We start from the raw sequence: 24,607 nt of genomic DNA, 5'->3' as shown, positions 1-24,607 counted from the left end.
CCGGACCATGGCCGCCACGCCCAACGAAGCCACGTCCGACGCTGCACCGCTGAAGCCGCTGCACGGCGGTCCGCTGGCGCTGCTCACCATCGCCGTCGCGTTCAGCACCTTCATGGAGGTGCTGGACATGACGATCGTCAACGTCGCGGTGCCGCACATCGCCGGCAGCCTCGGCGTGAGCCCCAGCGAAGGCACCTGGACGATCAGTTCGTACGCGTTGGCCAGCGCGATCATGCAACCGCTGACCGGCTGGCTGGCGCGCCGCTTCGGCGAGGTGAAGACCTTCGTCGGCTCGGTGCTGATGTTCGTGATCTTCTCGATGCTGTGCGGCCTCGCCACCAGCATGCCGATGCTGGTGATCGGCCGCCTGTTGCAGGGCGCCGGCTCCGGCCCGATGGTGGCGCTGTCGCTGACCTTGCTGTTGTCGAACTACCCGAAGGAAAAACAGGGCATCGCGCTGGCGCTGTGGGCGATGACCGTGGTGGTAGCGCCGATCTTCGGTCCGATCCTGGGCGGCTGGCTGACCGACAATTTCTCATGGCCGTGGATTTTCTACATCAACCTGCCGGTGGGCATCATGGCGGCGGTGGTCACCTGGGGCTTGTTGCGCAAGCGCGAGACCAGGACCTACAAGGCGCCGATCGACGCGATCGGCCTGCTGCTGCTGGTGGTCGGCGTGGGTTGCCTGCAATTCATGCTGGACAACGGCAACGACCACGACTGGTTCTCCTCGCCGATGATCCTGACCCTGGGCCTGATCGCGCTGGTCTGCCTCACCTTCCTGATCGTGTGGGAGCTGCACGCGAAGCATCCGGTGGTGGACTTGTCGCTGTTCAAGGAACGCAATTTCACCGTCGGCGTGATCAGCCTCTCGCTGGGCATGTTCGCGTTCTTCGGGATCAACGTGGTGTTCCCGCTGTGGCTGCAGATCACCCTGGGCTACACCGCGACCTGGGCCGGCCTGGCCACTGCACCGGTCGGCATACTGGCATTCCTGATCGCGCCGATCCTCGGCCGCAACATGCACAAACTGGATCTGCGCGCGGTGGTGACGTTCGCGTTCCTGGTGTTCGCCAGCACGGCGTACTGGTTCTCCACCTTCGACAGCTCGGCGTCGTTTTCCACCCTGATCGTGCCCCGCTTCGTGATGGGCCTGGCGATTCCGTGCTTTTTCATCCCGCTGAACCAGATCTACCTGTCCGGCCTGCCGGTGGATCAGATCGCCAGCGCTTCGGGACTGTCCAATTTCTGCCGCACCATCGGTTCCAGCGTATCCACCGCGATCATGGTGACCTTGTGGCAGCACCGCGGCGAAACCCACCACGCCACCCTGACCGAGTACGTAAGCCCGGGCCATCCGGCCGCCACCCGGTTTCTCGGTCAGCTTTCGCACAGCGGCCTGTCGCATACGCAAAGCCTGGGGTTGGTCGATCAGCTGCTGACACGCGAGGCGCTGACGCTGGCGGTAAACGACGTGTTCTGGGCCTGCGCCATCCTGTTCGTGGCGCTGATCCCGGTATTATGGTTCGCCAGGCCGCCGTTCGGCAGCGCCGGCGGCGCGGTCGGGCACTAGGAAAATGCTGCAGCAGACGGCCGCAGCATTTTTCCAGCCCCCTGGCTGGTGCGCCGCAATATCTTCTGTTAGCGTTCGCCGCATGGCACAAACCAAACGCATCATCAAGAAGTACCCGAACCGGCGTCTCTACGACACGGAAATCTCCAGCTACATCACGCTGGAGGAAGTCCGCCAGTTGGTCCTGGACAACGAGGATTTCGAAGTCCGCGACGCGAAAAGCGGTGAGGAACTGACCCGCTCGGTACTGCTGCAGATCATCTCCGAGCACGAGGACAAGGGGCAGCCGATGCTGTCGCCGCAGTTGCTCAGCCAGATCATCCGCTTCTACGGCGATTCGCTGCAGGGATTCATGGGACCCTACCTGGAGCGCAGCCTGCAGGTGTTCCTCGACCAGCAGACCCAGTTCCGCAGCCAGCTCAACAGCTTGATGGGGCAGACCCCATGGAACACGCTGAATGACCTGACCGAACGCAACATGGCGGCATTCCAGGCGATACAGCGGGGGCTGATCGACACTGCCGCCAAGGTGATCCCGACGCCGGCTGCCAACAGCCGCAGCGGCAAGAAATCCGGCTGATAACGGCCCGGCTGGCGGCGCGCATCGACGCGCCGTCCGTTTGTTCCTCCCCGACCGATCGCTGCAGCACAGCATGTGCTGCCCTGCCGCATGATCAAGCCATCGACCAGAAATCCATGAACCAGACTGCCGCTTCGAAACCTGCTGTCGAGAGACGTGTGGCGCTGGTCACCGGCGGCATCGGTGGTCTAGGCACGGAAATCTGCCGCCAGTTGGCCCGCGCCAGACGCGAAGTGGTCGCCGTGGATCTGGCCGCACGCAGCGAGCGAGTCGCCGTGTTCCGCGAAGAGGTCGCCGACTTCGACGGCAGCATCAGGTTCGAACCGGCCGACGTCAGCGATTTCGACAGCTGCCGGCAGCTGATTGCCCGGGTCGAACAGCAGCACGGCAGCGTCGACATCCTGGTCAATGCCGCCGGCATCACCCGCGACGCCAGCCTGCGCAAGATGTCGCCGCAGCAGTGGCACGAGTTGATGCGGGTGAATCTCGACGGCGTGTTCAACATGTGCCGCAACGTGGTCGATGGCATGACCGAGCGCGGCTTCGGCCGCATCGTCAACATCAGCTCGGTGAACGGCCAGACCGGCCAGTTCGGCCAGACCAACTACTCGGCCGCCAAGGCCGGCGTACACGGCTTCAGCATGGCGCTGGCGCGCGAAACCGCGCGCAAGGGCGTCACCGTCAACACTGTCTCGCCGGGCTACTGCGACACCCCGATGGTGGCTGCCATATCGGCCGAGATCCGCGCGCAGATCATCGCCGACATTCCGGTCGGACGACTCGGTGCTCCCGCCGACATCGCGCGCGCCGTGAAATTTCTCGCGGCGGACGACGCCGGCTACATCACCGGCGCGAACCTGCCGGTCAACGGCGGCTATTTCATGAGCTTCTGAGCGGGTCCCGACGCTATTCGGCACAGCCGGGATTGCAGTCACGCGCCGCTTGCGGAACAGTGGACGGATTCCCTCCACGGATCGCAGCATGGCGCAGCAAACCATCACCCTCATCGGCGGCGGCCTGGTCGGCGCATTGCTGGCGCAACAGCTGGCGCAACGAGGTTTTGCCGTCGAGGTCTACGAGAAGCGGCCCGATCCGCGGCTGAGCGGTTTTCCCGGCCGCTCCAGCGCGTCCTGCGCTCGCGGCACTCGTCCATCCATGGACAGCGGTGGCCGCTCGATCAATCTGGCCCTGGCCGAACGCGGCCTGCAGGCGCTGCGCACCGCCGGTCTTGCCGACGATGTACTACAACGCGCGGTGATGATGCGTGGCCGCATGGTGCACGACCGCGACGGCAACAGCAGCCTGCAGCGTTACGGCGTCGACGACAGCGAGGTGATCTGGTCGGTTTCGCGTGGCGCATTGAACATGTTGCTGCTGGATGCCGCCGAAGCGGCCGGCGTGCAGTTCCGTTTCGGGCAGTCGCTGGTGAGCGCCGACTTCGACGCGCAGCGCATCCGGCTGGCCGATGCCGCCGGTGTGGAACGCGAGTTGCCGGCCGGAATGGTGATCGGAGCCGACGGCGCGGGCTCCGCGCTGCGCGCGACGATGAATGCGCACAGTCCGCTGGGCGAGCGCGTCGAGTCGCTGGGCCACGGCTACAAGGAGCTGGAGATTCCGCCGGCCGGCGAGCTGCCGGCCGGCGTGCTGCAGCTCAGCGGCGGTCGCGATCAGTACGCACTGGAGCCGCACGCCCTGCACATCTGGCCGCGCGGCGGTTACATGTGCATCGCGCTGCCGAATACCGAAGGCAGCTTCACGGTGACGTTGTTTTTGCCGGCCCAGGGTGCGGCGCCGAGTTTCGCTACCCTGCCCGACGCGGCGGCGGCGACCGCATTCTTCAGCGAACAGTTCCCGGACCTGCTGCCGCTGATCCCGTACTTCAGCGAGGACTTCGACGGTCACCCGGTCGGCACCTTGTCCACCCTGTACCTGCAGCGCTGGCATCTGGACGGTCGCGCGCTGCTGATCGGCGATGCCGCCCACGCGATCGTGCCGTTCCACGGCCAGGGCATGAACTGCGGCTTCGAGGACACCGTGGTGCTGGCCAACCTGCTGGCCGCCGCACCGAACGACAGCGCCGAGGTATTCGCCGAATTCCAGCGCGTGCGCCAGCCGAACGCGAACGCGATCGCCACGATGGCGCTGGAAAACTACGTTGAGATGCGCGACTCGGTGGCCGACCCGCACTATCTCGCCAAGCGCGAACTCGGTGCGCTGCTGGCCGAGCGCGCACCGCAGCACTACATGGCGCGCTATCGGCTGGTCACGTTCTCGCATGTGCCCTATGCCTACGCGCTCGAACGCGGTCGTGCGCAGGACCAGTTGCTGGAACAGCTGTTGCGTGACACGCCGAACGTGGCGGATATCGACATCGAAGCCGCCGCGCGGTTGTTCCAGTCGAACCTGGCGCCGCTGCCCGGACTGCGCCATGGATGAGGCCCTGCTCGAGGCGTTTCGCGCCACCGCCTACCATGTCTGCCTGGACACTGTGACCTGGGCCACCATACGCGTGGATCTGCCCTTGCCGGCCCAGATCGCCGAGATGGTCGGTCCGCATCCGTGGGCTTTCATCACGGCATGGAACCCGCAGGCGCGCCGACGCCCGCCGGCCGAGAACCTGGCCGCACAGCGCGAACTGCTGGCCGCACTGCAGAAGCAGTCCGGTGTCGCTGTCCATCCGGCCATCGGAGTGGGCACTTCCGGCTGGAGCGAGCCCAGCCTGTTCGTCGTGGGAGCAGGCATCCATTCGCTGGACCTGCTGGCCAGAACTCATGGGCAGTTGGCTTATGTGCACGGTGAAGCCGGCGGCGCCGCCCTTCTGCGCGTACTGGAGTGATCGGGTCAGCGGCAGCACGCCGCATGGACAAGCGCCATCGGCATTGCGGACAATCGAATCGATGACCGCCGAAAATCCCACTGCGCCCCTGCTTGAAGCGCGAGCCCTGAGCTTTCTTCGCCAGGACGAACCGGTGTTCGCACCGCTGGATTTTCAGCTGCGCGCGGGCGAACTGGCGCTGGTCGAGGGCGACAACGGCAGCGGCAAGACCACCTTGCTGCGCATGCTGGCCGGCCTGTTGCACGTCGGCGAAGGCGAGCTGCGCTGGCGCGGCGAACCACTGCAGCGCGATTGCTGCGCCGGCGAGATCCTGTTCCTGGGCCACCAGCTCGGTCTCAAGGCCGATCTCAGCCCGCGCGAGAACCTGCATATCGCCGCGGGCCTGCATGGTGGCCGCGACGGTGCCGGCGTGTCGGCGGTGCTGGCCGACATCGGCTTGCGCGGTTACGAGGACGAACCGGTGCGTCGATTGTCCGCTGGCCAGAAGAAGCGCGCCGCGCTGGCCCGATTGCTGCTGCTGCCGGCCACGCTGTGGCTGCTCGACGAACCGTACGCCAACCTCGACCGTGTCGGCATCGCGCTGGTGAACGGCCTGCTGGAGAGCCACACCGACGCCGGTGGCGCGGCGATGGTCACCAGCCATGGCGCGGTGAGTTTCCATGGCGGTGAGCCGCGACGGATCCGCATGCATGAATAAGGTTCACATCACCGCGAACCCCGGCGCAGCGATGCTCGAGCCCGCTCCCCTTCAGGCAGCGCGGGGAAGCACGAGCAAAAGCGGCATGAGTCGCGCGAGCCTGTCCACCGCCTGCGCCGCGATGCTGCGGCGCGACCTCACGCTGGCGTGGCGGCGGCGCGGCGATATCGCGATGCCGGTGCTGTATGCGCTGATCGTGACGATGCTGTTCCCGTTCGCACTGGGGCCGGAAGACACCTTGCTGCAGCGGATCGCCGGCGGCGTGGTGCTGGTCACCGTGCTGCTGGCGATGCTGCTGGCCCTGGACGCGATGTTCTCCAGCGATATCGAGGACGGCTCGCTGGAACAGCTCGTCGTGGCGCCGCAGCCGCTGGCGCTGATGCTGGGCATGAAGATCCTGGCCCACTGGCTGACCACCGCGCTGCCGCTGATCGTGATCGCACCGCTGATGGCCGCGATGCTGCACCTGCCCGGCGCGGTGATCCCGGTGTTGTTGCTCGCGCTGCTGCTGGCCACGCCGCTGCTCAGCCTGCTCGGCGCGGTGCTGGTGGCGCTGACGGCCGGTACCCGGCGCTCTGGTATGCTGCTCGCCTTGATGCTGTTGCCGCTTTGCGTGCCGGCAGTGATCTTCGCCGCCGGCGCCGTCGCCGCCGCCCAAGAGGGGCTGCCGTGGCTCGCACCGATCACTTGGCTCGCCGCGGCACTGGTGCTCGCTGTGGTGCTGGCGCCATTGGCCTGCTCCGCTGCCCTTCGTATTGCCCTGGACGCATGAGAGCCTATTTATGGCTAACTGGATTCCGCTCTGGTTGCACAAGCTCGGCTCGCCGCCGACGTTCTACCGCTTCGCCGGTGCGCTGCAGCCGTGGGCGACGGCACTGGCGCTGGTGCTGGGCGCGATCGCGCTGTACGGCGGCCTGCTGCTGGCACCGGCCGACTACCAGCAGGGCGACGCCTACCGCATCATCTTCATCCATGTGCCCAGCGCCGAAATGAGCATGTTCATCTATGCGATGATGGGCGTGGCCGCATTCATCGCGCTGGTATGGCGGATCAAGCTGGCCGAAGTGGTGGCGATGGAATCGGCGCCGATCGGTGCGGCATTCACCTTCATCACCCTGGTCACCGGCTCGCTGTGGGGCAAGCCGATGTGGGGCACCTGGTGGACGTGGGATGCCCGGCTCACCTCCGAGCTGGTGCTGCTGTTCCTCTATCTCGGCGTGATCGGGCTGTATCACGCGTTCGAGGATCGCCGCCAGGGTGCGCGCGCCGCGGCCTTCCTGGCGATCATCGGCATCATCAACGTGCCGATCGTGCATTTCTCGGTGAACTGGTGGAACACCTTGCACCAGGGCAGCACGATCAACATGTTCGGCCGGTCCAAGATATCCTGGGACATGCTGTGGCCGCTGCTGACGATGATGCTGGCGACCAAGTTCTATTACGCCGCCAGCCTGTTCCGCCGCGTGCGTACCGATCTGCTGGCGCTGGAAGGCGGCAAGGACTGGGTGCGCCGGATCGCCGAAGAAGAGGCCGGCCGATGAGCATGCTGCAGAGCGTTCTTGCCGCGAACGGCGACGTCGCCGGTTTCTTCAGGATGGGCGGTTATGCCGCCTATGTATGGCCGGCGTATGCGGTGTTCTTCGTCGTGTTGATCGTCGACACGGTAGCGCCGCGCCTGCGCCGTCGCCGCGTGCTGCGGGAACTCAGCGCCCGGCTGGCGCGTCAGCAGGCGCGACAGGATCGTACCGGCGGCAACTCCATACCCTCTCCACCTTCCCCTTGACGGGGGCGGCTACCGACCATGCCCATGAATCCCACCCGCAAGCGCAGGCTCACCATTGTCCTGCTGATCCTCGCCGCCGCCGCGATCGCCGCCGTGCTGGTCGTGGTCGCCCTGCAGAACAACATGAACTACCTGCTCACCCCGAGCCAGGTGCAGTCCGGCGAGGCCAGCGGCTACCAGACGTTCCGCCTGGGCGGCATGGTCAAGGCCGGCTCGATCCAGCGCAGCAGCGACTCGCTCAAGGTCACCTTCACGGTGGTCGATGCGGGCGGCGCGATGCCGGTGGAGTACACCGGCATCCTGCCCGACCTGTTCCGCGACAACCAGTCGGTGATCGCTACCGGGCATATGGACAACGCGCACTTCATCGCCACCGAAGTGCTGGCCAAACATGACGAGACCTATATGCCGAAAGAGCTGAAGGACGCGATGGCCAAGGCGCACGCGGGCAAGCAGGTCAAAGAGGCGGCGAATGGGGAATCGGGAATGGAGAATCGTTAAGCCATGAACCGCCTGCCTCATCGCTCGCCCATGTTACGGAGCAAATTGCCCATGCGCGCCTCGACCCACTTTACGATTCCCGATTCCCGATTCCCGATTCCCGGCACACAGCCATGACCCCCGAACTCGGCCAGCTCGCGCTGATCCTCGCTCTGCTGCTGGCGCTGGCGCAGAGCATCCTGCCGCTGCTCGGCGCATGGCGCGGCAACCGCGCGCTGATGGCGGTGGCACGTCCGGCCGCGGCGGGTCAGGCGGTGTTCGTGGCGTTCGCGTTCGGCATCCTGGTCTGGGCGTTCCTGCGCTTCGACTTCTCGGTGCAATACGTGGCCGACAACTCGAACCTGGCGCTGCCGTGGTATTACCGCGTTGCCGCGGTGTGGGGCGCGCACGAGGGTTCGCTGCTGCTGTGGATCCTGATCCTCAATGTATGGACGATGGCGCTGGCCGCGTTCAGCCAGAAGCTGCCCGAGGTATTCGCCTCGCGCGTGATTGCCGTGATGGGCCTGATCGCGGTGGGTTTCCTCGCCTTCATCATCTTCACCTCCGATCCGTTCGGGCGGCTGTTGCCGATGCCCGGCGATGGCGCGGACCTCAACCCGGTGCTGCAGGATCCGGGCATGACGTTCCACCCGCCGATGCTGTACATGGGCTACGTAGGCTTTTCGGTGGCGTTCGCGTTCTCGATCGCCGCCCTGCTCGGCGGTGAACTGGAGCAGGCATGGGTGCGCTGGGCACGGCCGTGGACGAATATCGCCTGGGGCTTCCTCACCTGCGGCATCGTCGCAGGCAGCTGGTGGGCGTACGCGGAGCTGGGCTGGGGCGGCTGGTGGTTCTGGGATCCAGTGGAAAACGCCAGCTTCATGCCGTGGCTGGTCGGGCTGGCGTTGATCCATGCGCAGGCAGTGACCGAGAAGCGCGGCTCGCTGCGCGCATGGACGATACTGCTGTCGATCTTCGCGTTCTCGCTGAGCCTGCTCGGCACCTTCCTGGTGCGCTCGGGCGTGCTCACCTCGGTGCATGCGTTCGCCTCCGATCCGCGCCGCGGCATTTTCATCCTGGCCTTCCTCACCATCGTGGTCGGCGGCTCGCTGCTGCTGTACGCGCTGCGCGCGCCGAAAGTGGTCGGCGGAAAACCGTTCAAGGTGGTGTCGCGCGAAACCGTGCTGCTGATCGGCAACCTGATGTTCGCGGTGGCCGCGGCGATGGTGCTGCTGGGTACGCTGTTTCCGTTGATCGGCGACGCGCTGAATCTGGGCCGCGTCTCGGTCGGGCCACCGTATTTCGGTTTTCTGTTTCCGCTGCTGATGCTGCCGGTAGTGCTGTTGCTCCCGTTCGGGCCTTTCCTGCATTGGGGCAACGGCGAATGGCCGGCGCTGAAGCAGGTGTTGTTGCGCGCCGGCATCGCTGCGGCGGCCTGCGCGATCGTGGCGGCGTTCTTCGTGCATGGCCAGCTCAAGGCGATCGCCGGTGTCGCATCGCTGGCCTGGCTCGGCGTGGGCGTGCTGCTGTACGCGGTCAAGCGCTGGCGTGAAATGCCGCCCGGCCGGCGTTACCCGGCCGAGATGGCCGGCATGCTGCTGGCGCATCTGGGCATGGGCGTGTTCGTGGCCGGCGTGCTGTTGTCCGAATCGCTCAGCGTGACCAGCGACGTGCGGATGGCGCCGGGCCAGACCCAGCACATCGGCGGCTACGACTTCCGCTTCGACGGCGCGCACCGCACGACCGGCCCCAACTGGAGCGCGGACCAGGGCGTGATCACGGTCACCCGCGACAGCAAAGCCGTCGCCGTGATGCATCCGCAGAAACGCACCTACCTGCGCGGCCAGGTGCAGACCGAGTCGGCGGTGAACGCGGGCATCTTCCGCGATCTCTACGTGGCGCTGGGCGAGCCGATGGATGCGAACCACATCGAAGGCGCATGGTCGCTGCGGCTTTACTACAAGCCGTTCATCCGCTGGATCTGGGGCGGCGGCCTGCTGATGATGCTGGGTGGCTTCGTCTGTGCCGGCGACAAACGCTTCCGCATCAAGCAAAGCGCGAAGATCGAAGAAGCCGCTGCCGGTCTGCAGATACGGGAAACGCGCGCATGAACCGATTGTTGCCGTTCTTCGGGTTCATGCTGCTGGTGGCGCTGTTCGGCTTCGGAATCTGGTGGAACACCCAGCACGACCAGAACGCGATTCCGTCGCCGCTGCTGAACAAGCCGGCGCCCGCATTCGACCTGCCCAAGCTGTATGAACCCGCGCAGACGGTGAGCAAGGCCGACCTGCTGGGCCGGCCCTACCTGCTCAACGTGTTCGCCAGCTGGTGCATCGAGTGCGGTGTCGAGCATCCGGTGCTGGAAGCCGAAGGTCCGGGCCTGGGCGTGCAGCTGGTCGGCTACAACTACAAGGACGCGCCAGCCGACGCCAAGCGCTGGCTGGCCGAGCACGGCAATCCGTACAACCTGCTGATCGCCGATGAGCCGGGCCATACGGCGATCGACTTCGGCGTGTATGGCGCGCCGGAAAGCTTCCTGATCGATGCGAAAGGCGTGATCCGCTACAAGCACATCGGCCCGCTCACTCCCGACGTGATGGCGAACGAACTCAAGCCGGCGATCGCCGCGATGCTGAAGGAGACGCCGTGATGCGCCTCGACCGTCGTAGGAGCCCGCTCGCGGGCGATGCTGTTGTTTTAAATCTTCCGGACATCAGAACCACAGCATCGCCCGCGAGCGGGCTCCTACGACGGGTGATCTTGGTGGTGTTGCTGGTGTGCGCCAGCGTCGTGCACGCACAGGCGATCGAGCCGATGCCGTTCGCAAACCACGCGCAGGAACTGCGCTTCCAGCACCTCACTCGGCAACTGCGCTGTCCGATGTGCCAGAACGAGACGCTGGCCGATTCCAACGCACCGATTGCACGCGACCTGCGCAACCAGATATTCCGGATGATGCAGCAGGGCAAGAGCGATGAAGAGATCAAGCAATACCTGGTCGCGCGCTATTCCAACTACGTGCTGTATGACCCGCCGCTGCAGCCCGGCACATGGCTGCTGTGGTTCGGGCCACTATTGATACTGTTCGGCGGTGCCTACGCGGTGGTGATTGCCATCCGCAAACGCCACCGCAGCGATGATGCAACCGCCGAGGCACAGACCGGAAACGGGGACGACTGGTGAAAATGGCCTTTTATGCAATCGCCGCAGCGATGATCGCGGTGGCGCTGGCAGCCGTGTTGCTGCCGCTGGTCCGCCACGGGCGCCGCAGCGGTCGTCCGCGTGGCGTATTCGTGCTGACCCTGGCGATCGCTCTTGTGCTGCCGCTGGCAGCGGGCTGGCTGTATCTGGAGGTAGGCACGCCGGTGGCAATCAACGGGGTCGCCGCACAGACCGGCATGCCGCTGACCATGCAGCAGGCGATTTCCCAGTTGCGCGCACACCTGGCGGAAAAGCCCGATGACCTGCAGGCCTGGACGCTGCTGGCACAGACCAGCGCGATGCTGCACAGCACGGCCGATGCGCGCGATGCCTACGAACACATCCTGAAACTCGATCCCAACAATGCCGACGCGATGGTCGGCTGGGCCGAGGCCGATGCGATGCTGAAAAGCGACCACGTCATCGGAGCTCGCGCGGTGGCGCTGCTCAAGCATGCCGTACAGCTTCAGCCCGACAGTCAGCGCGGCCTGTGGCTGCTCGGCACCAGCCAATTCCAGCAAGGCGACTACGCCGGTGCGGCCGCTACCTGGCGGCTGCTGGCGCCGCAGCTCGAACCGGGCTCGGAGGTCGCCAAGGCCGTCGCCGCGCAGATCAGCCAGGCCGATGCCCGAGCCGGCGGCGCGCCGGCGGAGGCTGCCTCCAGTCCCGCCGCCGCCACGGCACCGGAAGCCGCCCTGCAGGTGCGGGTATCGCTGGCATCCGGCCTGAAAGCGAAACTCGCACCTGGGGACACGTTGTTCATCTTCGCCCGACCGGTGAACGGGCCGCCGATGCCCTTGGCGGTGACCCGACTGCAGGCCGATCAGCTGCCGACCGAGGTGACCTTGACCGACGCGATGGCGATGACGCCGGCACTCAAGCTGTCGTCGGTGGCCAAGGTATTCGTGGGCGCCCGGATCAGCCACAGCGGTCAGCCGATGGCCCAGCCGGGCGACCTGGAAGGCAACGCCGGCATCGTCGACGTGGCCCGCAAGACACCGGTCGAAATCCTGATCGACAAAGTGCACTGATGGACCGGGACGCGCGACGCTACTTCGACCTGCCCTCGCCGTTCGCGATGAAGCGTGGCGGCGAGCTGCATGGCGCACACGTCGCCTACGAAACCTGGGGCGAGTTGAACGCCGCACGCGACAACGCCGTGCTGGTGCTGACGGGGTTGTCGCCCAGCGCGCACATGACTTCCTGCGAGCAAGATCCTTCGCCGGGCTGGTGGCAGGAAATGGCCGGCCCCGGCAAGGCGATCGACACCACGCGCTGGTTCGTGATCTGCGTGAACTCGCTGGGCAGCGACAAGGGCTCGACCTGCCCCGCCTCGATCGATCCGGCCACCGGCGAACCCTACAGGCTGAGCTTTCCGGAGCTGGCACTGGAGGATGTCGCCAACGCCGCGCACGCCGTCGTCGGCAGCCTTGGCATCACCCGGCTGGCCTGCCTGATCGGCTGCTCGATGGGCGGCATGAGCGCACTGGCCTACATGCTGCTGCACCCGGGCAGCGTGCGCGCGCACATCAGCGTGGACACCGCGCCGCAGGCGCAGCCGTTCGCGATCGCGATCCGCTCGCTGCAGCGCGAGGCGATCCGGCTCGACCCGCAGTTCAATGAGGGCCGCTACGATATCCATGCCACCGAAGGCGGCAGCTATCCCGACCTGGGCATGAGCATCGCGCGCAAGCTCGGCGTGATCACCTATCGCTCGGCGATGGAGTGGAACGGCCGCTTCGCGCGCATCCGGCTCGACCCGGAACAGCGCGAAGACGAGCCGTTCGGCCGCGAGTTCCAGGTCGAGTCCTATCTCCAAGGCCACGCCCAGCGCTTCGTGCGCAACTTCGATCCCAACAGTTATCTGTACCTGTCGCGCGCCAGCGACTGGTTCGACATCGCCGAGTACGGCCATGGCAGCGTGCTGGAAGGGCTCAAGCGCATCCACATCGAGCGGGCGATGGTGATCGGCGTCAGCACCGACATCCTGTTCCCGCTGCAGCAGCAGGAGCAGATCGCCGAAGGCCTGCAGGCGGCCGGCGCCGAAGTGGAATTCGTGGCGCTGGATTCGCCGCAAGGCCACGATGCGTTCCTGGTCGACATCGACAACTACAGTCGCGCGATCGGCGGATTCCTGAACGGCCTTCCAGCCGCCTGACCACCCCGCTGCTAAGATAAGCGGCACCACGCACCCTCCGAGACCACCATGCTCACCCTGGATTTCCCCGGCAGCCGCACCCTGATCGATGCGATCGACGCCGCCGTGGCCAAGCCGACCACCCACGAACTCACCGACAGCCTGCGCAACAGCTTGTGCAAGCTGATCCGCGACAAGGCGGTGACCCTGCCCGACTGCGTGTTCGAGGCGAATGCCGAACATTACGCCCGCCGCGAGCTGTACCGCAGCGAAGAGCACGGCTATTGCGTGGTGGCGATGACGTGGGGCCCGGGCCAGGGCACGCCGATCCATGACCACGACGGCATGTGGTGCGTCGAGGGTGTCTGGAACGGCGCGCTGGAGATCGTGCAGTACGAATTGCTGGAGCACGACGCGCAGCGCTACTGCTTCCAGCCGGTCGGCTCGATCCAGGCCGGCGCCGGTTCGGCCGGCAGCCTGATCCCGCCGCACGAGTACCACAGCATCCGCAACCCCAGCGACAACAGCGTCACGGTCAGCCTGCACATCTATTCCGGCCCGATGACCCGCTGTTCGGTGTTCCGGCCGCTGCCGGAAGACCGCTGGTACGGCCGCGACGTGCGCCAGCTGGGACTCGACCGCGTGCACTGAACCCGGCATAATGCGCAGCTCACATGCCGGTGTGGCGGAATGGTAGACGCGGCGGACTCAAAATCCGCTGGCAGCGATGTCGTGTAGGTTCGAGTCCTATCACCGGTACCAAGTGAGGGTTTTAGCCCGTACCAGCTGGAACCATGAAATCCCCGAAGCCCGCATGACAGCGGGCTTTTTCATGCCTGGAGGTTTCAAGCGGCCCCGCGGGATCGCAGGGAAGTCGATGGTATCTGACGAGCGCCGCAGGAGCCCAGGGAGGTCCCGATGGTCCTCTGGCGACGCCGGCTGAAACATGTCGCCGCGATCGCATCGCCCGCTTGGGCGCTCAACGGTCGCCTCGACTGGTCGCGCGGGAGAAAGGTGACCCTCGGGAGAGGGTCACCCAGGCGACTGCCAGGAATTACTTGTGAGACGGCTGGTAAGTCAGATCCACGCTGTAGCTGTCCACGTGCGACGACACGTCCTGGATGGCGTCGTTGAGCGACTTGCGCAACGCAGCGGTATCCTGCTTGCCATAGTTATTTTCAACCATTTTCCACAGCGGCGGATTGGCATCCTCACCGAAGTCGGCCCAGCTCTTGGAATAGCTCACCACAATGAAATCCGGCGAGCCCTGGCCGCCGTCCTTGACCTTCAAGACCATGAAATGCGCGGGCCATTTGGATTTTTCGGCGGCGGCGGCGATTTTCTTGGCCGCGTTCGTGAACGCCTCGGACGCTTCGTGGCCTGGTTTTAGCTTGAAGTAGGTGACCTCCGTGAGCGGAGCCGCCGGAGACATGCCAGCCGGCATATAGGTAAGTTCAGGCGCGCGCACGAGAAATGCGCTCGTCTCGCTTTTCAGATGCGGGTTTACATCCTTCCGCCACACCGCGTCGCACGCCATGCCTGTCGTGTGCATCGCATCGAAGCTTCCCCAGGTCGATGGCTCCGAAACATACGAGTACTGATACGTATCCCCGGTTTCATGCAGCACCGCAGTCCATGTGTATTTGAAACCATGCTGGCTCAGACACTGGTTGTAGCTTTTGACGCCAGCCTCGTAGGCTTGCTGATCTGCGGGTGCTACGGTGTCGGTGTAGTCCCGGATGACATTCGCCTTGTCCATTTCTGCTGCGTGGACGCCGGTGATGCATAACAGCGCAACCACAGGCGCCATCCAAGGTTTGATGCTTTTCATAAAAGCCTCCCTCAGAGCTTCCGCTCTACAGAATGTGAATTGTGTTGCTGTCTCCCCTCTTCGCCAGAGTGCGAAGGTCGATGAGTATGCGCGCAATTCCAAACCGTGCACCAGGAAAACTCTTACCCCCGGTCGAAGCAAGGCTTGCGCCTGATTTCCGCTAAATGGGGGGATTACCGTACCAAGTCAGGGTTTTAGCCCATGCCGGCAAGAACCTGAAATCCCAAAACCTGCATAACAGGGGTTTTTACGCATGAAGTCTTGCGGGCGGCCCATCGCGAAGCTGGGCGCGGCGCTGTTTCGGGGCACTTCGGATGGAAGCCGCGCAGACAAGCGTCTCAGTGCCAGGCTCAGCAGGCCAGCAGGCAGAGGTTGCCCGGCTAAAACCCGCTCAATTATTCCTGGCGCCCTGGTCGACCCATGTCGTGATCAATTCCACGTCCCGTGAAGGCAGCTCGCGCGCATCGGCCCCCGGCAGAACGATATTGTCGTGTCGGGTCAGGTCGATCGTGTAATTCTTCGGCATGTTGATCGTCTTGTCGGCCTGGTGCTTCACCAACCTGACCAGGGTGCTGCTGACGCTGCTTCCCGGGTGGACGACGGGACCGTACTTGGTACCTTTCATGACGTCCTGGTATGTCGCCACGCTGAAACCGCTCTGCTCGAAACCCGCACCTCCCGGGCTGTGGCAAATGGAACAGTTATTCTGGAATATCGGGTCTATGTCCCGGCTGTAACTGACCGTGCGCTGGCCGCAGCTGGCGACAAGGAAAGCGGCCAGTGGTGCCGCATAGATGTATTTTTCGAAAGACATGGTCGCCTCCTGACGTGCCACAAGGAAATCGGAAATCTCCGAGCGAATAACAGCTCGGAAATCCATATCCGGAAATCAGCCATCCATGGCGCGTCAGGCGTCCGCGACTACCGGGGTCGACCGACTTGCTGATCACCCTGCGCGGATTTCTCGCCGGACCGAACCACTACGACCTACCATCCGCCCTCTACCGAAAGAAGGTATGTGGTGCAAGATCGAGCGTTTTCTCATGGATCGCCTGCACGCACATCCATCCGCATCGACAAGTCCATTCATGCAGCTATGCCTTTTTCTCCGCGGCGGGAAGAAAAATGATCTGGTAGAGAGAAACGAATATCTGGATGCCCCAGGCACTCCCCAATATCAAACCCGAAACGACTACGGTGTAGGCAAAAACCGGATCCCACTTGGTCAGATACCAGGTCGCGATGTCTATGACCATCGCAAAGAAAGGCGCGACGATGACGACATTCTTGAACCAGGCCGGCAGCGTGGAAAAACAGAAGACGAATCCCAGCACAAAAGTCACCAGGCCGATGCCGAAAAGGTGGATATGGGACAATTTCACCAAGGTCTCGATCGACATGCCATGGTCGACCGTCGCTACCGGGATGATGCCCTCGTAGGTCGTGTAATCCCTGAGGTTCTTGCCGGATTTGGCGCTGTGGCAACTCGCACAGTCTTTCATGATGATCGGATAGATCGTGTCGTCGTACTCGTCCTCGGTCGAGCCGGATTTCAGCCAGGCAACCACCCGGTCCATTTCATCGGGGCTGATCTTGTCCCGCATCTGGCCGCGCAGCATCAACTCGAGTCGGGTACCGCTTCGATTGCCGTAATACGTGATGGCGATATCCTGCACCGAAATCCCGGGCTTGCCGTTGAGACCCGCGTGGGTCATGTACAGGTAACCCAGCGCCATGCAGTAACCCAGGCCAAGAACGCAGATCACCAGCCCGTACAGCGTGCGCTCGCTGCTCGAACACTCCCGAAAGGTTCGCCCTTTCACCACCGGGCGGTCCTGGGGAATGCGCCCGAACATCCGCCGTATCCAGAATACGGATACCACGATACCGGCGGCACCAAGGATGAGATGCATGATGGACACGTCTTTTGCCGCCGAGCTCAACGTGTCGGGAGCGAGGATTATCCATACCGTGAGCAGGAAAAACGCCCACGCAGGCCAGAGGGCGTGGCGCCAGATCAACGCGACGATGGCGACCGTCGCCATCAATACGCCGGTGATGACGTAGGTCCAGAAAATGCCGCGATTCAGCGTCGCCAGGGGACCGCTTATATACCAGGGCGCGAGAACCGTCAGCGTACCGATGACCAGCGCGGAAATTCGGGCCGCCAGCTTTTTTTGACCGGGCAGATTGCTGTCATTCATTGCCAACTTCCTGGAATTCTTCTGAAAAATGATGGCCTTTCATAAGCCGAGTCCAAGACATGCCGTCGAGGCATGCCAGGCTGATCCGCGTTACATGAAGCTGTAGCGGTAGGCCACGAACACCACGTTCTCGGTGTAGCTCGGGCTGAGCTGATTGGTCGGCATCGTGGTGGTGCCGGTGGAGCGCAGCTGGTAGTAGTTGTAGTAATAGTCGTTCGAGTTCAGTTTCTCGAAGTAGTAGCCGAGCGTGACCGAGCTGCGCCTGTCGATGTGGTAATTCGCGGTCAACGACGCCCGCAGCAATTCGCTGGTGACATTCGGTGTGGAACCACAGTTGTAGCCAGCGTTTCCGGGCGTCGTCGCACATACCACGCCGGGGATGGCCGCGGTGGTGTAGCTCTGGGTGTTGTAATGCGTCCTGTCCAGCGAGTACGAGGCGTCGGCCTTGAGATCGAGCTTTCCATGCATCAAGCCGCCGTGCGTCAGATTGGCGCCGAAGGCCGAGCCCTTGTCGATCAGGTTGTTCGACCACCCGGTGAGTCCGGCAGTACCCACCGAATCACGCCCGGTGGCGCTGACCATGTCGCGCGACCGGTACTGCCAGTTGGCGTAGACCGACGCCGTGGTTTTCTCCGAAACCTGGTAGGCCGCGTCCAGATTGACGCTGGATGATTTGCCCTGCTGCACACCCATGACCGAATCGTAGTATTCGTCTTTCGTGCCGCGCAGGTCCATGCTCAGGTTCAACTTGTCCGTCGCCTGATAATTGACGCCCGCCTTGACCAGCTGTTCGCGGCGCGACCCGTCGAAGAATGCCTGGTAGTTGTAGTTCTCGAAGCCTTCGCTGTTGGCTTGCAAGGGGCTGTAGAACGCCGGATTCACGGTGGAGCTGCGATCCGAATAGGCGTACCCCGCATTGAAATTCAGCGCATCACTGGCATTCGCACGGTAGTTGACCACGAACTTGTTTTCCTCCGCCTTGGGCACCTCGACGCAGTCGAGTACCGAGACGGCCTGGTAATAGCGGGCATTCGTCGCGGAGACGCGCGCGCCCACAGGAAGGCCGGTCGCGGGATCGATGGGCAGAACACTGTTGCACCAGCGCTTGGTTTCCTTGTACTCGTAGCCGAAGTGCAGCCGCTGAGCGCTGGTGATCCGGTAATCTCCACCGAGCGTCCCCTCGGTGATCTTGTAACTCAGCGGGATGCTGACCGATGTTTCGGGACCGGAGCCAAGATCGAAAAAGCGGTAGGTGTACGCCGGCGTCTGGTTGTCATGCTCGTTGTAGTTGATGCCTGCCGACAGGCTGAGATCCCTGGTCGTCTGGTTGGTCAGCTTCAAGTCGGCATGCGTGGTGATGACCTTGCCATGCAGCGAATTGACGGGCAGGCCACCAGGTTGCATCTGGTCCTGGTTGACGTATCCCATATTCTGCGTGTTGCGGCCGTAGGAGTAGCCGCCGACCAGGTGGGTTGTCGGCGTCAGGTTGTAGCCGCCGCTGAAATTGACCTGGTTGAAGTCGTTGCTTGGAGGCGTGCTGAGTGCATCGACGGGATACGGTGCCCCCAGCAGGGAACCATTCGGCGCCTTCCCGCTGCTGTAGGGATTGGAAAAACTGACGCTCGAGTAGTTGTCGACGAAGCGCGAGCCGTAGTAGCTCGCAGTGAAGAACGCCTTGGCCCCGGCCCAGTTCAGCGCCAGATTGAAATTGTCCGTCGTGTAGTCCGTCGGATTCATCAACATCTGGATGGCTTCTTTCCCTGTGCTGTAACCGGCCAGCGTCGCCCCGAAAGCCTTGTTGTTGCCGTCGGTGCCGGAAGAGATCAGCTTCGATCCGGACTGTTCGATGTGGTTCCAGTCCAGTTGGACGTTCCACTGTCGATCGATGTCGTAGCCGAGGGTGACACCCGTGTTGTAACGGTTGGTGTGCACGTTGACCTTGTGGAAGTACCCGACCTGGGTCGGCGTCAAAGCCTGCGTCCCGTAAGGGACCGCGGCGGTCGCGGTGCTGATCGTGCCGAACCCCTGCGGCAGCCTAAAGGTATTGCCTCCCATCGATCCCTGCATCGGCGTCCAGAAGTCGGCGATGTCGTGGTGCTGCTGGGTGAAGTTGAGGCCGAACATCCAATGCCCCTGGTCCCGGATCGAGGCATCGACTGCTCGGATGTCCGTTCCCAGATTCGTACCGTCAATCGACCAGCGGCGCGTGCTCAGGCCCTGCCCGTAGGCATCGCCGCCCTGCACGCTCAGATTGCCGATGCCGAAGATGCCGGACCGGCCCAGCCCGTTGTATTGACCGAAGCCGTAGGAATCATTCGGTACATTGCCCAGACCCAGTTCGACGAAGTTGGTGGGCTTGGTCAGGATCGAAACGTCATCATCACCCTGGGCGGAGACAACCAGCGGCAATACCGAGAGGATCGCTAGCACCAGTGACTTGACGGAAAGCACTCCATTTATGGATTTCATATCACGTCCTAATAGTTAACGATGCAGGAAGGCGCCCGCGGGGCTGTTCGAGCCATGGACCATCACGTGGCAATTCAGGCAGGCGCGTCCGGCACCGCTCGAGCTCGGGTTCGGTGCGCGACCGCCGCTGGGAGCGAAGCCCGACATGGTCGACTGCAAGCCCCCGACATTCGCGCCAAAAGCCGACTGACTGTTGTGCGGACCGTCGTGGCATTCGGCGCACAGGAAAGGTGGACGCGACTTCAGCAGCGGCGAGATGTTCGAGCCATGCGGCGTGTGGCAGTTCGTGCAGTCTTCGGCCACCGGCTGGTGCTCCCACAGGAACGGTCCGCGCTTTTCCGCGTGACAGGTCGTGCAGGTCTCGTTCACCGTGGCCTTCTTCAGCAGGAACGGTCCGGTGGATCCGTGCGGGTTGTGGCAGTCCGAACAGGCCACCTGGCCTTCGCCAACGGGGTGGTGCGATATCTTCAGCAGGTCGGCCTTGCGGTCCTTGTGGCAGGTCTCGCAGACGGCGGCCTGGGTTTCCCGGTTGCGCACCGGGTCGACGGCGTTGTGAACCTTGTGGCAGTCGTTGCAGGCAAGGCCGTTGGTCTGATGGGCGCTGCCATCCCAATGGGTGCGCTGCGTGCCCTTGTGGCAGGTCAGGCATACACCGGCACGGTCGCCGGCCTCCGACATCGGGTAGTCATGTTTGTTGAACATCACATCCGGCGGTGGAATCCCCTTTCCCGTCTTGTCGCCGGCCAGATGGTTCTCGCTCGCGCCGTGGCACGATTGGCAGGTCGGTGTCCGCGCATCGCCTTTGACGCCATGCGGCGTCTGGTAGATCGAAAGAATCGGCTTCGATTCGTTCTCGTCATGACAGCGGGTGCACTTGGCGTCGTCGGCCAGCGCGTGCTTGGCTGTTTCAGCGGCCGACTGACTCAGCGCCGCGTGGTTCGAGCCAAGGTCGGGCAGCTGGATGGGAGGGTTGCCTGCCAACGCCGGAACCGCCCAGCTCGCCAGGATAAGGGTGGCCCCCAGCATGAGTTTCTTTATGAGATGCATTTATCAGGTCCCTTCCTGCTCTTTCGATGGGGTGATCAAGCTCGGCTGGAGATGCCTACAGCGAAAGGATCCAGTCCACCAGATTCTTGATTTGCGCCGTGTCGTTTGCCGGGTCCGTCTTGATGATCGCGTGGTGCACCTGGCTGCCATCGGCGAGCTTCACCATCTCGCCCGAGGTCAGGTGATGGATCAGCTTTGCCTCGGCGCCCGGGTTGCCCTTGTACTTGGCCGCCACCTTGTTCCAGGCGGGGCCGTCCTTGTCGCGCGAGATGGCGTGACACTTGAAACAATTGTTGGTCCTCGCCAGCGTCTTGGCCGCATCCATGTCGGCGGCGCGAGAGACGGGAGCAAGCGCAAGGATGGCGATGCCGGTGACGATGCCTGCCAGTGCGGAGCGAGAGATATTCGTCATTTCCATTTCACCTTGTTGGATGATTTTTCCGAGTACCGGCCTGTGGCATCGCTTGAAGCACACCAGAGGCGTGAACAAATTATGGTCGTGGCCCCTGGGGCCAACCATCGGAGACGGGATGAAAATCGCCATAGGATTTGTCCTATGGCGAATAGGAAGAAATGACTGCGGTACTGCCATGGGCGATGGAGTCGCACCGGCCAGCTCGACATGTACGGGCCAGGAGAGGTTCTGCCAGGCACCCGGAACGGCCAGCGAGTCCGGCGGCGCCGACGCCATCCGGATGTGGTGAGGTTGACCTGCGTCAACTGACGCCCCCGCCCGCCTGAGTAACCTCTGCGGCAACACGGGGACAGGTCCGGATTCCGGTAGGGAGCGCAGGGGCACGAAGGTCGGAGTGCGATGCCCCCGGTCCTTGCGATCGCACATGTTCACGGTGGTCCGCATCCGGGGCCATCGCGCAGCCAGGTCTGCGATGAACCGCCCGATCGCTCGCCAGGCTCGCCATCGTCCGTACGCTTTTCCTTGCCGCGCCCAGGCCGAGCCACCTTCGAGAACTCGAGCATGCCCAAGAAATTCCGCCCGGCCCGCCCCATCTATCTGCTGGCTGCGCTCACCATCGTCGCCATAGCCATGCTGGTGACCTCCTTTCTGCTCAATCTGCGTGCCCGCGACCTGATGCGTGCGCACCAGGAGAACAACAGCCTTGCGCGCCTGCTCATGGAACAGACCCAGCAGTCGTTCCGCAACGCCGATCTCGCCCTGCGGGGCGTCCAGGACCGATTGCAGACCCCGTACGGAACCCAGCTCGGCCTGGATGGGCCGCTGGTTCGGCTGCTGCTCAACACCCGGATCGCCGGGTTGCCGCAGGTAGCCAAGATATTCGTCGTCGACGCGAACGGTCTCGTCGCCAACTCTTCCGGCCCCGAGACGGGGCTGCACGGATCGGTGTCGGGCACGGACTATTTCAAGCTTCTCTCCCAGGGCCGGGAAACCGGGCTTTTCATCGGCCATCCCGCGAAGAACGCGGCCAAGGGCAGCTGGCAACTTCAGCTCGCCCGCCGCATCAATGATCCGGATGGCACGTTTCGCGGCATCGCCGTCGTCGCGATCGACCTCGATCACTTCGAGCAGTTCTATAGCTACATGGAACAGGACTTTCTGCGGCCGATCGGACTCTACATGAACGATGGCACGTTGATTGCGAGCCTGCCCCATCGTGAAGCGGACATCGGCAAGCCGGCGCCCGAACTGCAAGGCATCCGCTTCGAGTCGACCAACGAGGACTTGCGGCAATTCAGCCACAGGAACACGGACAACAGCCAACGGGTGTTCGCCCTCGGTTACGTCAAAGGGTTCCCGTTCCTCGTGAGCGTGACCAGCAACGACGCGGAAACGCTGTCGGTCTGGCGAGAAAGCGCGATGACGGTCGTTGCCGGTACCTTGCTGGTGTCGTTCTTCATCCTCGTCGCGGCTGCCCTGCTCGCGATCGAGCTGCGGCGCGAGGCGGCGCTCAATTCCGCGCTGCAGGAGGCGGACGACCGCTATCGACTCACCATCGACTCGGTCATGGATGCCATCGTCTCAGTGGATCAGGCGCAGAACGTCGTCATGTTCAATCTGGCGGCGGAACACATGTTCGGGATTTCCGCCGCCGACATCATCGGCAAGCCGCTGGCCAGCCTGATGCCGTTGTCGCGGCGCGATGCGCACTCGGGGCATTTTCGCTCGTTCATGAACTCGAGCGTGTCCTCGCGGGGGATGGGAGAGCAGGTGGATATCTTCGGGCTGCGCGCCGACGGCAGCGAGTTCCCGCTGGAATCGGCCATCTCGCAGACGATGATCGACGGCAAGCCGCAGTTCACCGCCGTCCTGCGCGACGTCACCGAACGCCATCGCAAGGACGCCGACCTGCACAGAGTCAACTCGGAGCTGCGCCAGCTGTCGATCTCGCTGCAATCCGTGCGCGAAGAAGAGCGCACACGCATTTCCCGTGAATTGCACGACGAACTGGGCCAGCAGCTGACCGGGCTCAAACTGGAATTGACCTGGCTCAGCGCACGTTTGCGGGAAGGGCGGCAGCCGGAGCCCGGCATGCTGGATGCCATGCGCGAAATGCTGGACGGCACGATCCTGTCCGTTCGCCGCATCTCGACCGAACTGCGGCCGCGCATCCTGGACGATCTCGACCTGGCAGAGGCCGTATGCTGGCAGGTGGACGAGCTCACCAAGCGAAGCAACCTGCAGGCCGTGTGCAACCTGCCGGCCGCGGAGCTCGTCAGGGAAGACTCCCTGGCCACGGCACTCTTCAGGATCGTGCAGGAGGCGTTGACGAATGTCGCGCGCCATGCAAACGCGGATCGTCTGGAAGTAAGTTTCGTCAGGGACGGCGACGAACTGGTCCTGAGCGTGCGCGATTCGGGTAGCGGTTTCGTGCATGACGAAAACGGCAGGGGCATCGGCCTGGTCAGCATGCGCGAGCGCGCCACAGCCATCGATGGCAAGTTCACGATCATGAGCGCACCGGGGCATGGCACCACGATCGAAGTGCGGGTTCCGTTCAAAGTTCCGATGCCGGTGGGAGACGAGACATGACCAGGGTGCAGGTACTCGTTGCCGATGACCATGGGGTGATCCGCAACGGTCTGAAGAAAATCCTCGACGACACGCCGGACCTGGAGTTCGCGGGCGAGGCCTGCGATGGCAAGTCGGTCCTCGAGAAGGTTCGCGAGCGCAGCTGGGACATGCTCATCCTCGACCTGTCGATGCCCGGACGCAACGGACTGGAGCTGATCAAGCTGATCAAGGAAGCGCGACCGCCATTGCCCATACTCATCTTCAGCATGCATCAGGAAGAACAGTACGCGGTGCGCGCGCTGCGCGCGGGCGCCTCCGGCTATCTCACCAAGGAGTTCGATGGCGACCTCCTGCTGTCGGCAATACGCAAGGTAGCCTCGGGCGGCGTCTACGTGAGCACCAAGGTCGCCGAGCTGCTCGCCAGCGACGTTTCCAGGCCGCTGCAGGCCCCGCCGCATACGCTTTTGTCCAATCGCGAATACGAGGTTTTCACCCGGCTGGTCCGCGGCATCAGCCTGACCGCGATCGCCTATGAATTCTCGTTGAGCATCAAGACGGTGAGCACGCACAAGTCGCACCTGTTCGAAAAAATGGGAGTGATCAACCAATCCGATCTGGTGCGCTACGCCATCAATCACGGGCTGCTGGACCAGGAGCCGGACAATCTGCGGATACAGCATTCCTCGACCATCTAGGAGCCAGGGGACGCGGCGACAGCCGACCGTATCGCCCGGTGTCGACCGGGCTGGATCGCACAACCACGGGTTATGCGGTTTCCGC

24 protein-coding genes and 1 tRNA gene are annotated in these 24,607 nt (G+C 63.7%); 19 read left to right on the top strand and 6 right to left on the bottom strand.

Going from position 1 to position 24,607, the window contains the following annotated elements:
• Positions 1 to 7: 7 nt before the first annotated feature.
• The 17 genes from ACFPPB_RS02540 to ACFPPB_RS02460 all read left to right on the top strand — a co-directional run bounded on the left by ACFPPB_RS02540 (position 8) and on the right by ACFPPB_RS02460 (position 14,049).
• Positions 8 to 1,573, top strand: coding sequence for a DHA2 family efflux MFS transporter permease subunit (locus tag ACFPPB_RS02540; RefSeq protein ID WP_377324093.1), 1,566 nt, complete (start codon positions 8 to 10; stop codon positions 1,571 to 1,573).
• Between the two features lie 82 nt (positions 1,574 to 1,655).
• Complete coding sequence (phaR, locus tag ACFPPB_RS02535) at positions 1,656 to 2,153, top strand: polyhydroxyalkanoate synthesis repressor PhaR (RefSeq protein ID WP_377324091.1); 498 nt, start codon at positions 1,656 to 1,658, stop codon at positions 2,151 to 2,153.
• 116 nt (positions 2,154 to 2,269) lie between these two features.
• The gene (gene phbB / locus ACFPPB_RS02530) at positions 2,270 to 3,046 is read left to right on the top strand and encodes an acetoacetyl-CoA reductase (protein WP_377324089.1); all 777 of its coding nucleotides are present in this window, start codon (positions 2,270 to 2,272) and stop codon (positions 3,044 to 3,046) included.
• Between the two features lie 88 nt (positions 3,047 to 3,134).
• The gene (locus ACFPPB_RS02525) at positions 3,135 to 4,589 is read left to right on the top strand and encodes an FAD-dependent oxidoreductase (RefSeq protein ID WP_377324087.1); all 1,455 of its coding nucleotides are present in this window, start codon (positions 3,135 to 3,137) and stop codon (positions 4,587 to 4,589) included.
• Positions 4,582 to 4,989, top strand: coding sequence for a DUF3293 domain-containing protein (locus tag ACFPPB_RS02520; RefSeq protein WP_377324085.1), 408 nt, complete (start codon positions 4,582 to 4,584; stop codon positions 4,987 to 4,989). The genes ACFPPB_RS02525 and ACFPPB_RS02520 overlap by 8 nt, the downstream gene beginning before the upstream one ends.
• Positions 4,990 to 5,050: 61 nt before the next feature.
• Positions 5,051 to 5,686 carry a cytochrome c biogenesis heme-transporting ATPase CcmA gene (gene ccmA, locus ACFPPB_RS02515; protein ID WP_377324083.1) on the top strand — a complete coding sequence of 212 codons (636 nt, stop codon included), beginning with the start codon at positions 5,051 to 5,053 and terminating at the stop codon, positions 5,684 to 5,686.
• A gap of 85 nt (positions 5,687 to 5,771) precedes the next feature.
• Positions 5,772 to 6,458 carry a heme exporter protein CcmB gene (gene ccmB, locus ACFPPB_RS02510; protein ID WP_377324081.1) on the top strand — a complete coding sequence of 229 codons (687 nt, stop codon included), beginning with the start codon at positions 5,772 to 5,774 and terminating at the stop codon, positions 6,456 to 6,458.
• A 10-nt stretch (positions 6,459 to 6,468) separates the two neighbouring features.
• The gene (locus ACFPPB_RS02505) at positions 6,469 to 7,227 is read left to right on the top strand and encodes a heme ABC transporter permease (protein ID WP_377324079.1); all 759 of its coding nucleotides are present in this window, start codon (positions 6,469 to 6,471) and stop codon (positions 7,225 to 7,227) included.
• Positions 7,224 to 7,469: a heme exporter protein CcmD gene (gene ccmD / locus ACFPPB_RS02500; protein WP_377324077.1), complete on the top strand. Its 246-nt coding sequence runs from the start codon at positions 7,224 to 7,226 to the stop codon at positions 7,467 to 7,469. Before ACFPPB_RS02505 ends, ccmD begins: the two co-directional genes overlap by 4 nt.
• Positions 7,470 to 7,493: 24 nt before the next feature.
• Positions 7,494 to 7,970, top strand: coding sequence for a cytochrome c maturation protein CcmE (gene ccmE / locus ACFPPB_RS02495; protein ID WP_377324075.1), 477 nt, complete (start codon positions 7,494 to 7,496; stop codon positions 7,968 to 7,970).
• Positions 7,971 to 8,083: 113 nt separating this feature from the next.
• On the top strand, positions 8,084 to 10,060 hold the full coding sequence (locus ACFPPB_RS02490; RefSeq protein WP_377324073.1) for a heme lyase CcmF/NrfE family subunit: 1,977 nt from the start codon (positions 8,084 to 8,086) through the stop codon (positions 10,058 to 10,060).
• Entirely contained in the window at positions 10,057 to 10,599 is a 543-nt protein-coding gene (locus ACFPPB_RS02485) for a DsbE family thiol:disulfide interchange protein (RefSeq protein WP_377324071.1), read from the top strand. Before ACFPPB_RS02490 ends, ACFPPB_RS02485 begins: the two co-directional genes overlap by 4 nt.
• 104 nt (positions 10,600 to 10,703) lie before the next feature.
• On the top strand, positions 10,704 to 11,132 hold the full coding sequence (locus ACFPPB_RS02480) for a cytochrome c-type biogenesis protein (protein ID WP_377324482.1): 429 nt from the start codon (positions 10,704 to 10,706) through the stop codon (positions 11,130 to 11,132).
• Complete coding sequence (locus tag ACFPPB_RS02475) at positions 11,129 to 12,181, top strand: tetratricopeptide repeat protein (protein WP_465269341.1); 1,053 nt, start codon at positions 11,129 to 11,131, stop codon at positions 12,179 to 12,181. The genes ACFPPB_RS02480 and ACFPPB_RS02475 overlap by 4 nt, the downstream gene beginning before the upstream one ends.
• Positions 12,181 to 13,308, top strand: coding sequence for a homoserine O-acetyltransferase MetX (gene metX, locus ACFPPB_RS02470; protein ID WP_377324068.1), 1,128 nt, complete (start codon positions 12,181 to 12,183; stop codon positions 13,306 to 13,308). The genes ACFPPB_RS02475 and metX overlap by 1 nt, the downstream gene beginning before the upstream one ends.
• A 48-nt stretch (positions 13,309 to 13,356) precedes the next feature.
• Entirely contained in the window at positions 13,357 to 13,938 is a 582-nt protein-coding gene (locus ACFPPB_RS02465; protein WP_377324066.1) for a cysteine dioxygenase family protein, read from the top strand.
• Positions 13,939 to 13,963: 25 nt separating this feature from the next.
• Positions 13,964 to 14,049, top strand: a tRNA-Leu gene (locus tag ACFPPB_RS02460).
• Positions 14,050 to 14,341: 292 nt separating this feature from the next.
• On the opposite strand, the gene ACFPPB_RS02455 is transcribed toward ACFPPB_RS02460, so the two are convergent.
• From ACFPPB_RS02455 to ACFPPB_RS02430, 6 genes are all read right to left on the bottom strand, one after another.
• Positions 14,342 to 15,118: a hypothetical protein gene (locus ACFPPB_RS02455; protein ID WP_377324064.1), complete on the bottom strand. Its 777-nt coding sequence runs from the start codon at positions 15,116 to 15,118 to the stop codon at positions 14,342 to 14,344.
• A gap of 391 nt (positions 15,119 to 15,509) precedes the next feature.
• A complete protein-coding gene (locus ACFPPB_RS02450; protein ID WP_377324062.1) occupies positions 15,510 to 15,998 on the bottom strand; it encodes a c-type cytochrome domain-containing protein in 489 nt (162 codons plus the stop codon).
• 214 nt (positions 15,999 to 16,212) lie between these two features.
• A complete protein-coding gene (locus ACFPPB_RS02445; RefSeq protein ID WP_377324060.1) occupies positions 16,213 to 17,322 on the bottom strand; it encodes a hypothetical protein in 1,110 nt (369 codons plus the stop codon).
• A 90-nt stretch (positions 17,323 to 17,412) separates the two neighbouring features.
• Complete coding sequence (locus ACFPPB_RS02440) at positions 17,413 to 19,791, bottom strand: MtrB/PioB family decaheme-associated outer membrane protein (RefSeq protein WP_377324058.1); 2,379 nt, start codon at positions 19,789 to 19,791, stop codon at positions 17,413 to 17,415.
• A 15-nt stretch (positions 19,792 to 19,806) separates the two neighbouring features.
• Complete coding sequence (locus tag ACFPPB_RS02435) at positions 19,807 to 20,838, bottom strand: DmsE family decaheme c-type cytochrome (protein ID WP_377324056.1); 1,032 nt, start codon at positions 20,836 to 20,838, stop codon at positions 19,807 to 19,809.
• 55 nt (positions 20,839 to 20,893) lie between these two features.
• Positions 20,894 to 21,382 carry a c-type cytochrome gene (locus ACFPPB_RS02430; protein ID WP_377324054.1) on the bottom strand — a complete coding sequence of 163 codons (489 nt, stop codon included), beginning with the start codon at positions 21,380 to 21,382 and terminating at the stop codon, positions 20,894 to 20,896.
• Positions 21,383 to 21,814: 432 nt separating this feature from the next.
• Between ACFPPB_RS02430 and ACFPPB_RS02425 the strand changes: the two genes are divergently transcribed.
• Both ACFPPB_RS02425 and ACFPPB_RS02420 read left to right on the top strand, forming a co-directional pair.
• A complete protein-coding gene (locus tag ACFPPB_RS02425) occupies positions 21,815 to 23,845 on the top strand; it encodes a PAS domain S-box protein (protein WP_377324052.1) in 2,031 nt (676 codons plus the stop codon).
• Positions 23,842 to 24,522: a response regulator gene (locus ACFPPB_RS02420; RefSeq protein ID WP_377324050.1), complete on the top strand. Its 681-nt coding sequence runs from the start codon at positions 23,842 to 23,844 to the stop codon at positions 24,520 to 24,522. The genes ACFPPB_RS02425 and ACFPPB_RS02420 overlap by 4 nt, the downstream gene beginning before the upstream one ends.
• Positions 24,523 to 24,607 lie beyond the last annotated feature (85 nt).

This window comes from Rhodanobacter terrae, from assembly GCF_042657005.1.
GTDB classification, from domain to species: domain Bacteria; phylum Pseudomonadota; class Gammaproteobacteria; order Xanthomonadales; family Rhodanobacteraceae; genus Rhodanobacter; species Rhodanobacter terrae.
The sequence above is the reverse complement of the archived record's forward strand: the minus strand, read 5'-3'. Positions and strand labels throughout refer to the sequence as shown.

Excerpts from the sequence above, each read along its gene's own strand:
- phaR (WP_377324091.1), top strand. The coding sequence starts at position 1,656 with ATGGCACAAACCAAACGCATCATCAAGAAGTACCCGAACCGGCGTCTC.
- ACFPPB_RS02540 (WP_377324093.1), top strand. The coding sequence starts at position 8 with ATGGCCGCCACGCCCAACGAAGCCACGTCCGACGCTGCACCGCTGAAG.
- ACFPPB_RS02425 (WP_377324052.1), top strand. The coding sequence starts at position 21,815 with ATGCCCAAGAAATTCCGCCCGGCCCGCCCCATCTATCTGCTGGCTGCG.
- ccmE (WP_377324075.1), top strand. The coding sequence starts at position 7,494 with ATGAATCCCACCCGCAAGCGCAGGCTCACCATTGTCCTGCTGATCCTC.
- ACFPPB_RS02490 (WP_377324073.1), top strand. The coding sequence starts at position 8,084 with ATGACCCCCGAACTCGGCCAGCTCGCGCTGATCCTCGCTCTGCTGCTG.
- ACFPPB_RS02445 (WP_377324060.1), bottom strand. The coding sequence starts at position 17,322 with ATGAATGACAGCAATCTGCCCGGTCAAAAAAAGCTGGCGGCCCGAATT.
- ACFPPB_RS02520 (WP_377324085.1), top strand. The coding sequence starts at position 4,582 with ATGGATGAGGCCCTGCTCGAGGCGTTTCGCGCCACCGCCTACCATGTC.
- ACFPPB_RS02525 (WP_377324087.1), top strand. The coding sequence starts at position 3,135 with ATGGCGCAGCAAACCATCACCCTCATCGGCGGCGGCCTGGTCGGCGCA.
- ACFPPB_RS02450 (WP_377324062.1), bottom strand. The coding sequence starts at position 15,998 with ATGGATTTCCGAGCTGTTATTCGCTCGGAGATTTCCGATTTCCTTGTG.
- ACFPPB_RS02465 (WP_377324066.1), top strand. The coding sequence starts at position 13,357 with ATGCTCACCCTGGATTTCCCCGGCAGCCGCACCCTGATCGATGCGATC.
- ACFPPB_RS02505 (WP_377324079.1), top strand. The coding sequence starts at position 6,469 with ATGGCTAACTGGATTCCGCTCTGGTTGCACAAGCTCGGCTCGCCGCCG.
- ccmB (WP_377324081.1), top strand. The coding sequence starts at position 5,772 with ATGAGTCGCGCGAGCCTGTCCACCGCCTGCGCCGCGATGCTGCGGCGC.
- ccmD (WP_377324077.1), top strand. The coding sequence starts at position 7,224 with ATGAGCATGCTGCAGAGCGTTCTTGCCGCGAACGGCGACGTCGCCGGT.
- phbB (WP_377324089.1), top strand. The coding sequence starts at position 2,270 with ATGAACCAGACTGCCGCTTCGAAACCTGCTGTCGAGAGACGTGTGGCG.
- ACFPPB_RS02430 (WP_377324054.1), bottom strand. The coding sequence starts at position 21,382 with ATGGCGATTTTCATCCCGTCTCCGATGGTTGGCCCCAGGGGCCACGAC.
- ACFPPB_RS02485 (WP_377324071.1), top strand. The coding sequence starts at position 10,057 with ATGAACCGATTGTTGCCGTTCTTCGGGTTCATGCTGCTGGTGGCGCTG.
- ACFPPB_RS02420 (WP_377324050.1), top strand. The coding sequence starts at position 23,842 with ATGACCAGGGTGCAGGTACTCGTTGCCGATGACCATGGGGTGATCCGC.
- ACFPPB_RS02435 (WP_377324056.1), bottom strand. The coding sequence starts at position 20,838 with ATGCATCTCATAAAGAAACTCATGCTGGGGGCCACCCTTATCCTGGCG.
- ccmA (WP_377324083.1), top strand. The coding sequence starts at position 5,051 with ATGACCGCCGAAAATCCCACTGCGCCCCTGCTTGAAGCGCGAGCCCTG.
- ACFPPB_RS02455 (WP_377324064.1), bottom strand. The coding sequence starts at position 15,118 with ATGAAAAGCATCAAACCTTGGATGGCGCCTGTGGTTGCGCTGTTATGC.
- metX (WP_377324068.1), top strand. The coding sequence starts at position 12,181 with ATGGACCGGGACGCGCGACGCTACTTCGACCTGCCCTCGCCGTTCGCG.
- ACFPPB_RS02440 (WP_377324058.1), bottom strand. The coding sequence starts at position 19,791 with ATGAAATCCATAAATGGAGTGCTTTCCGTCAAGTCACTGGTGCTAGCG.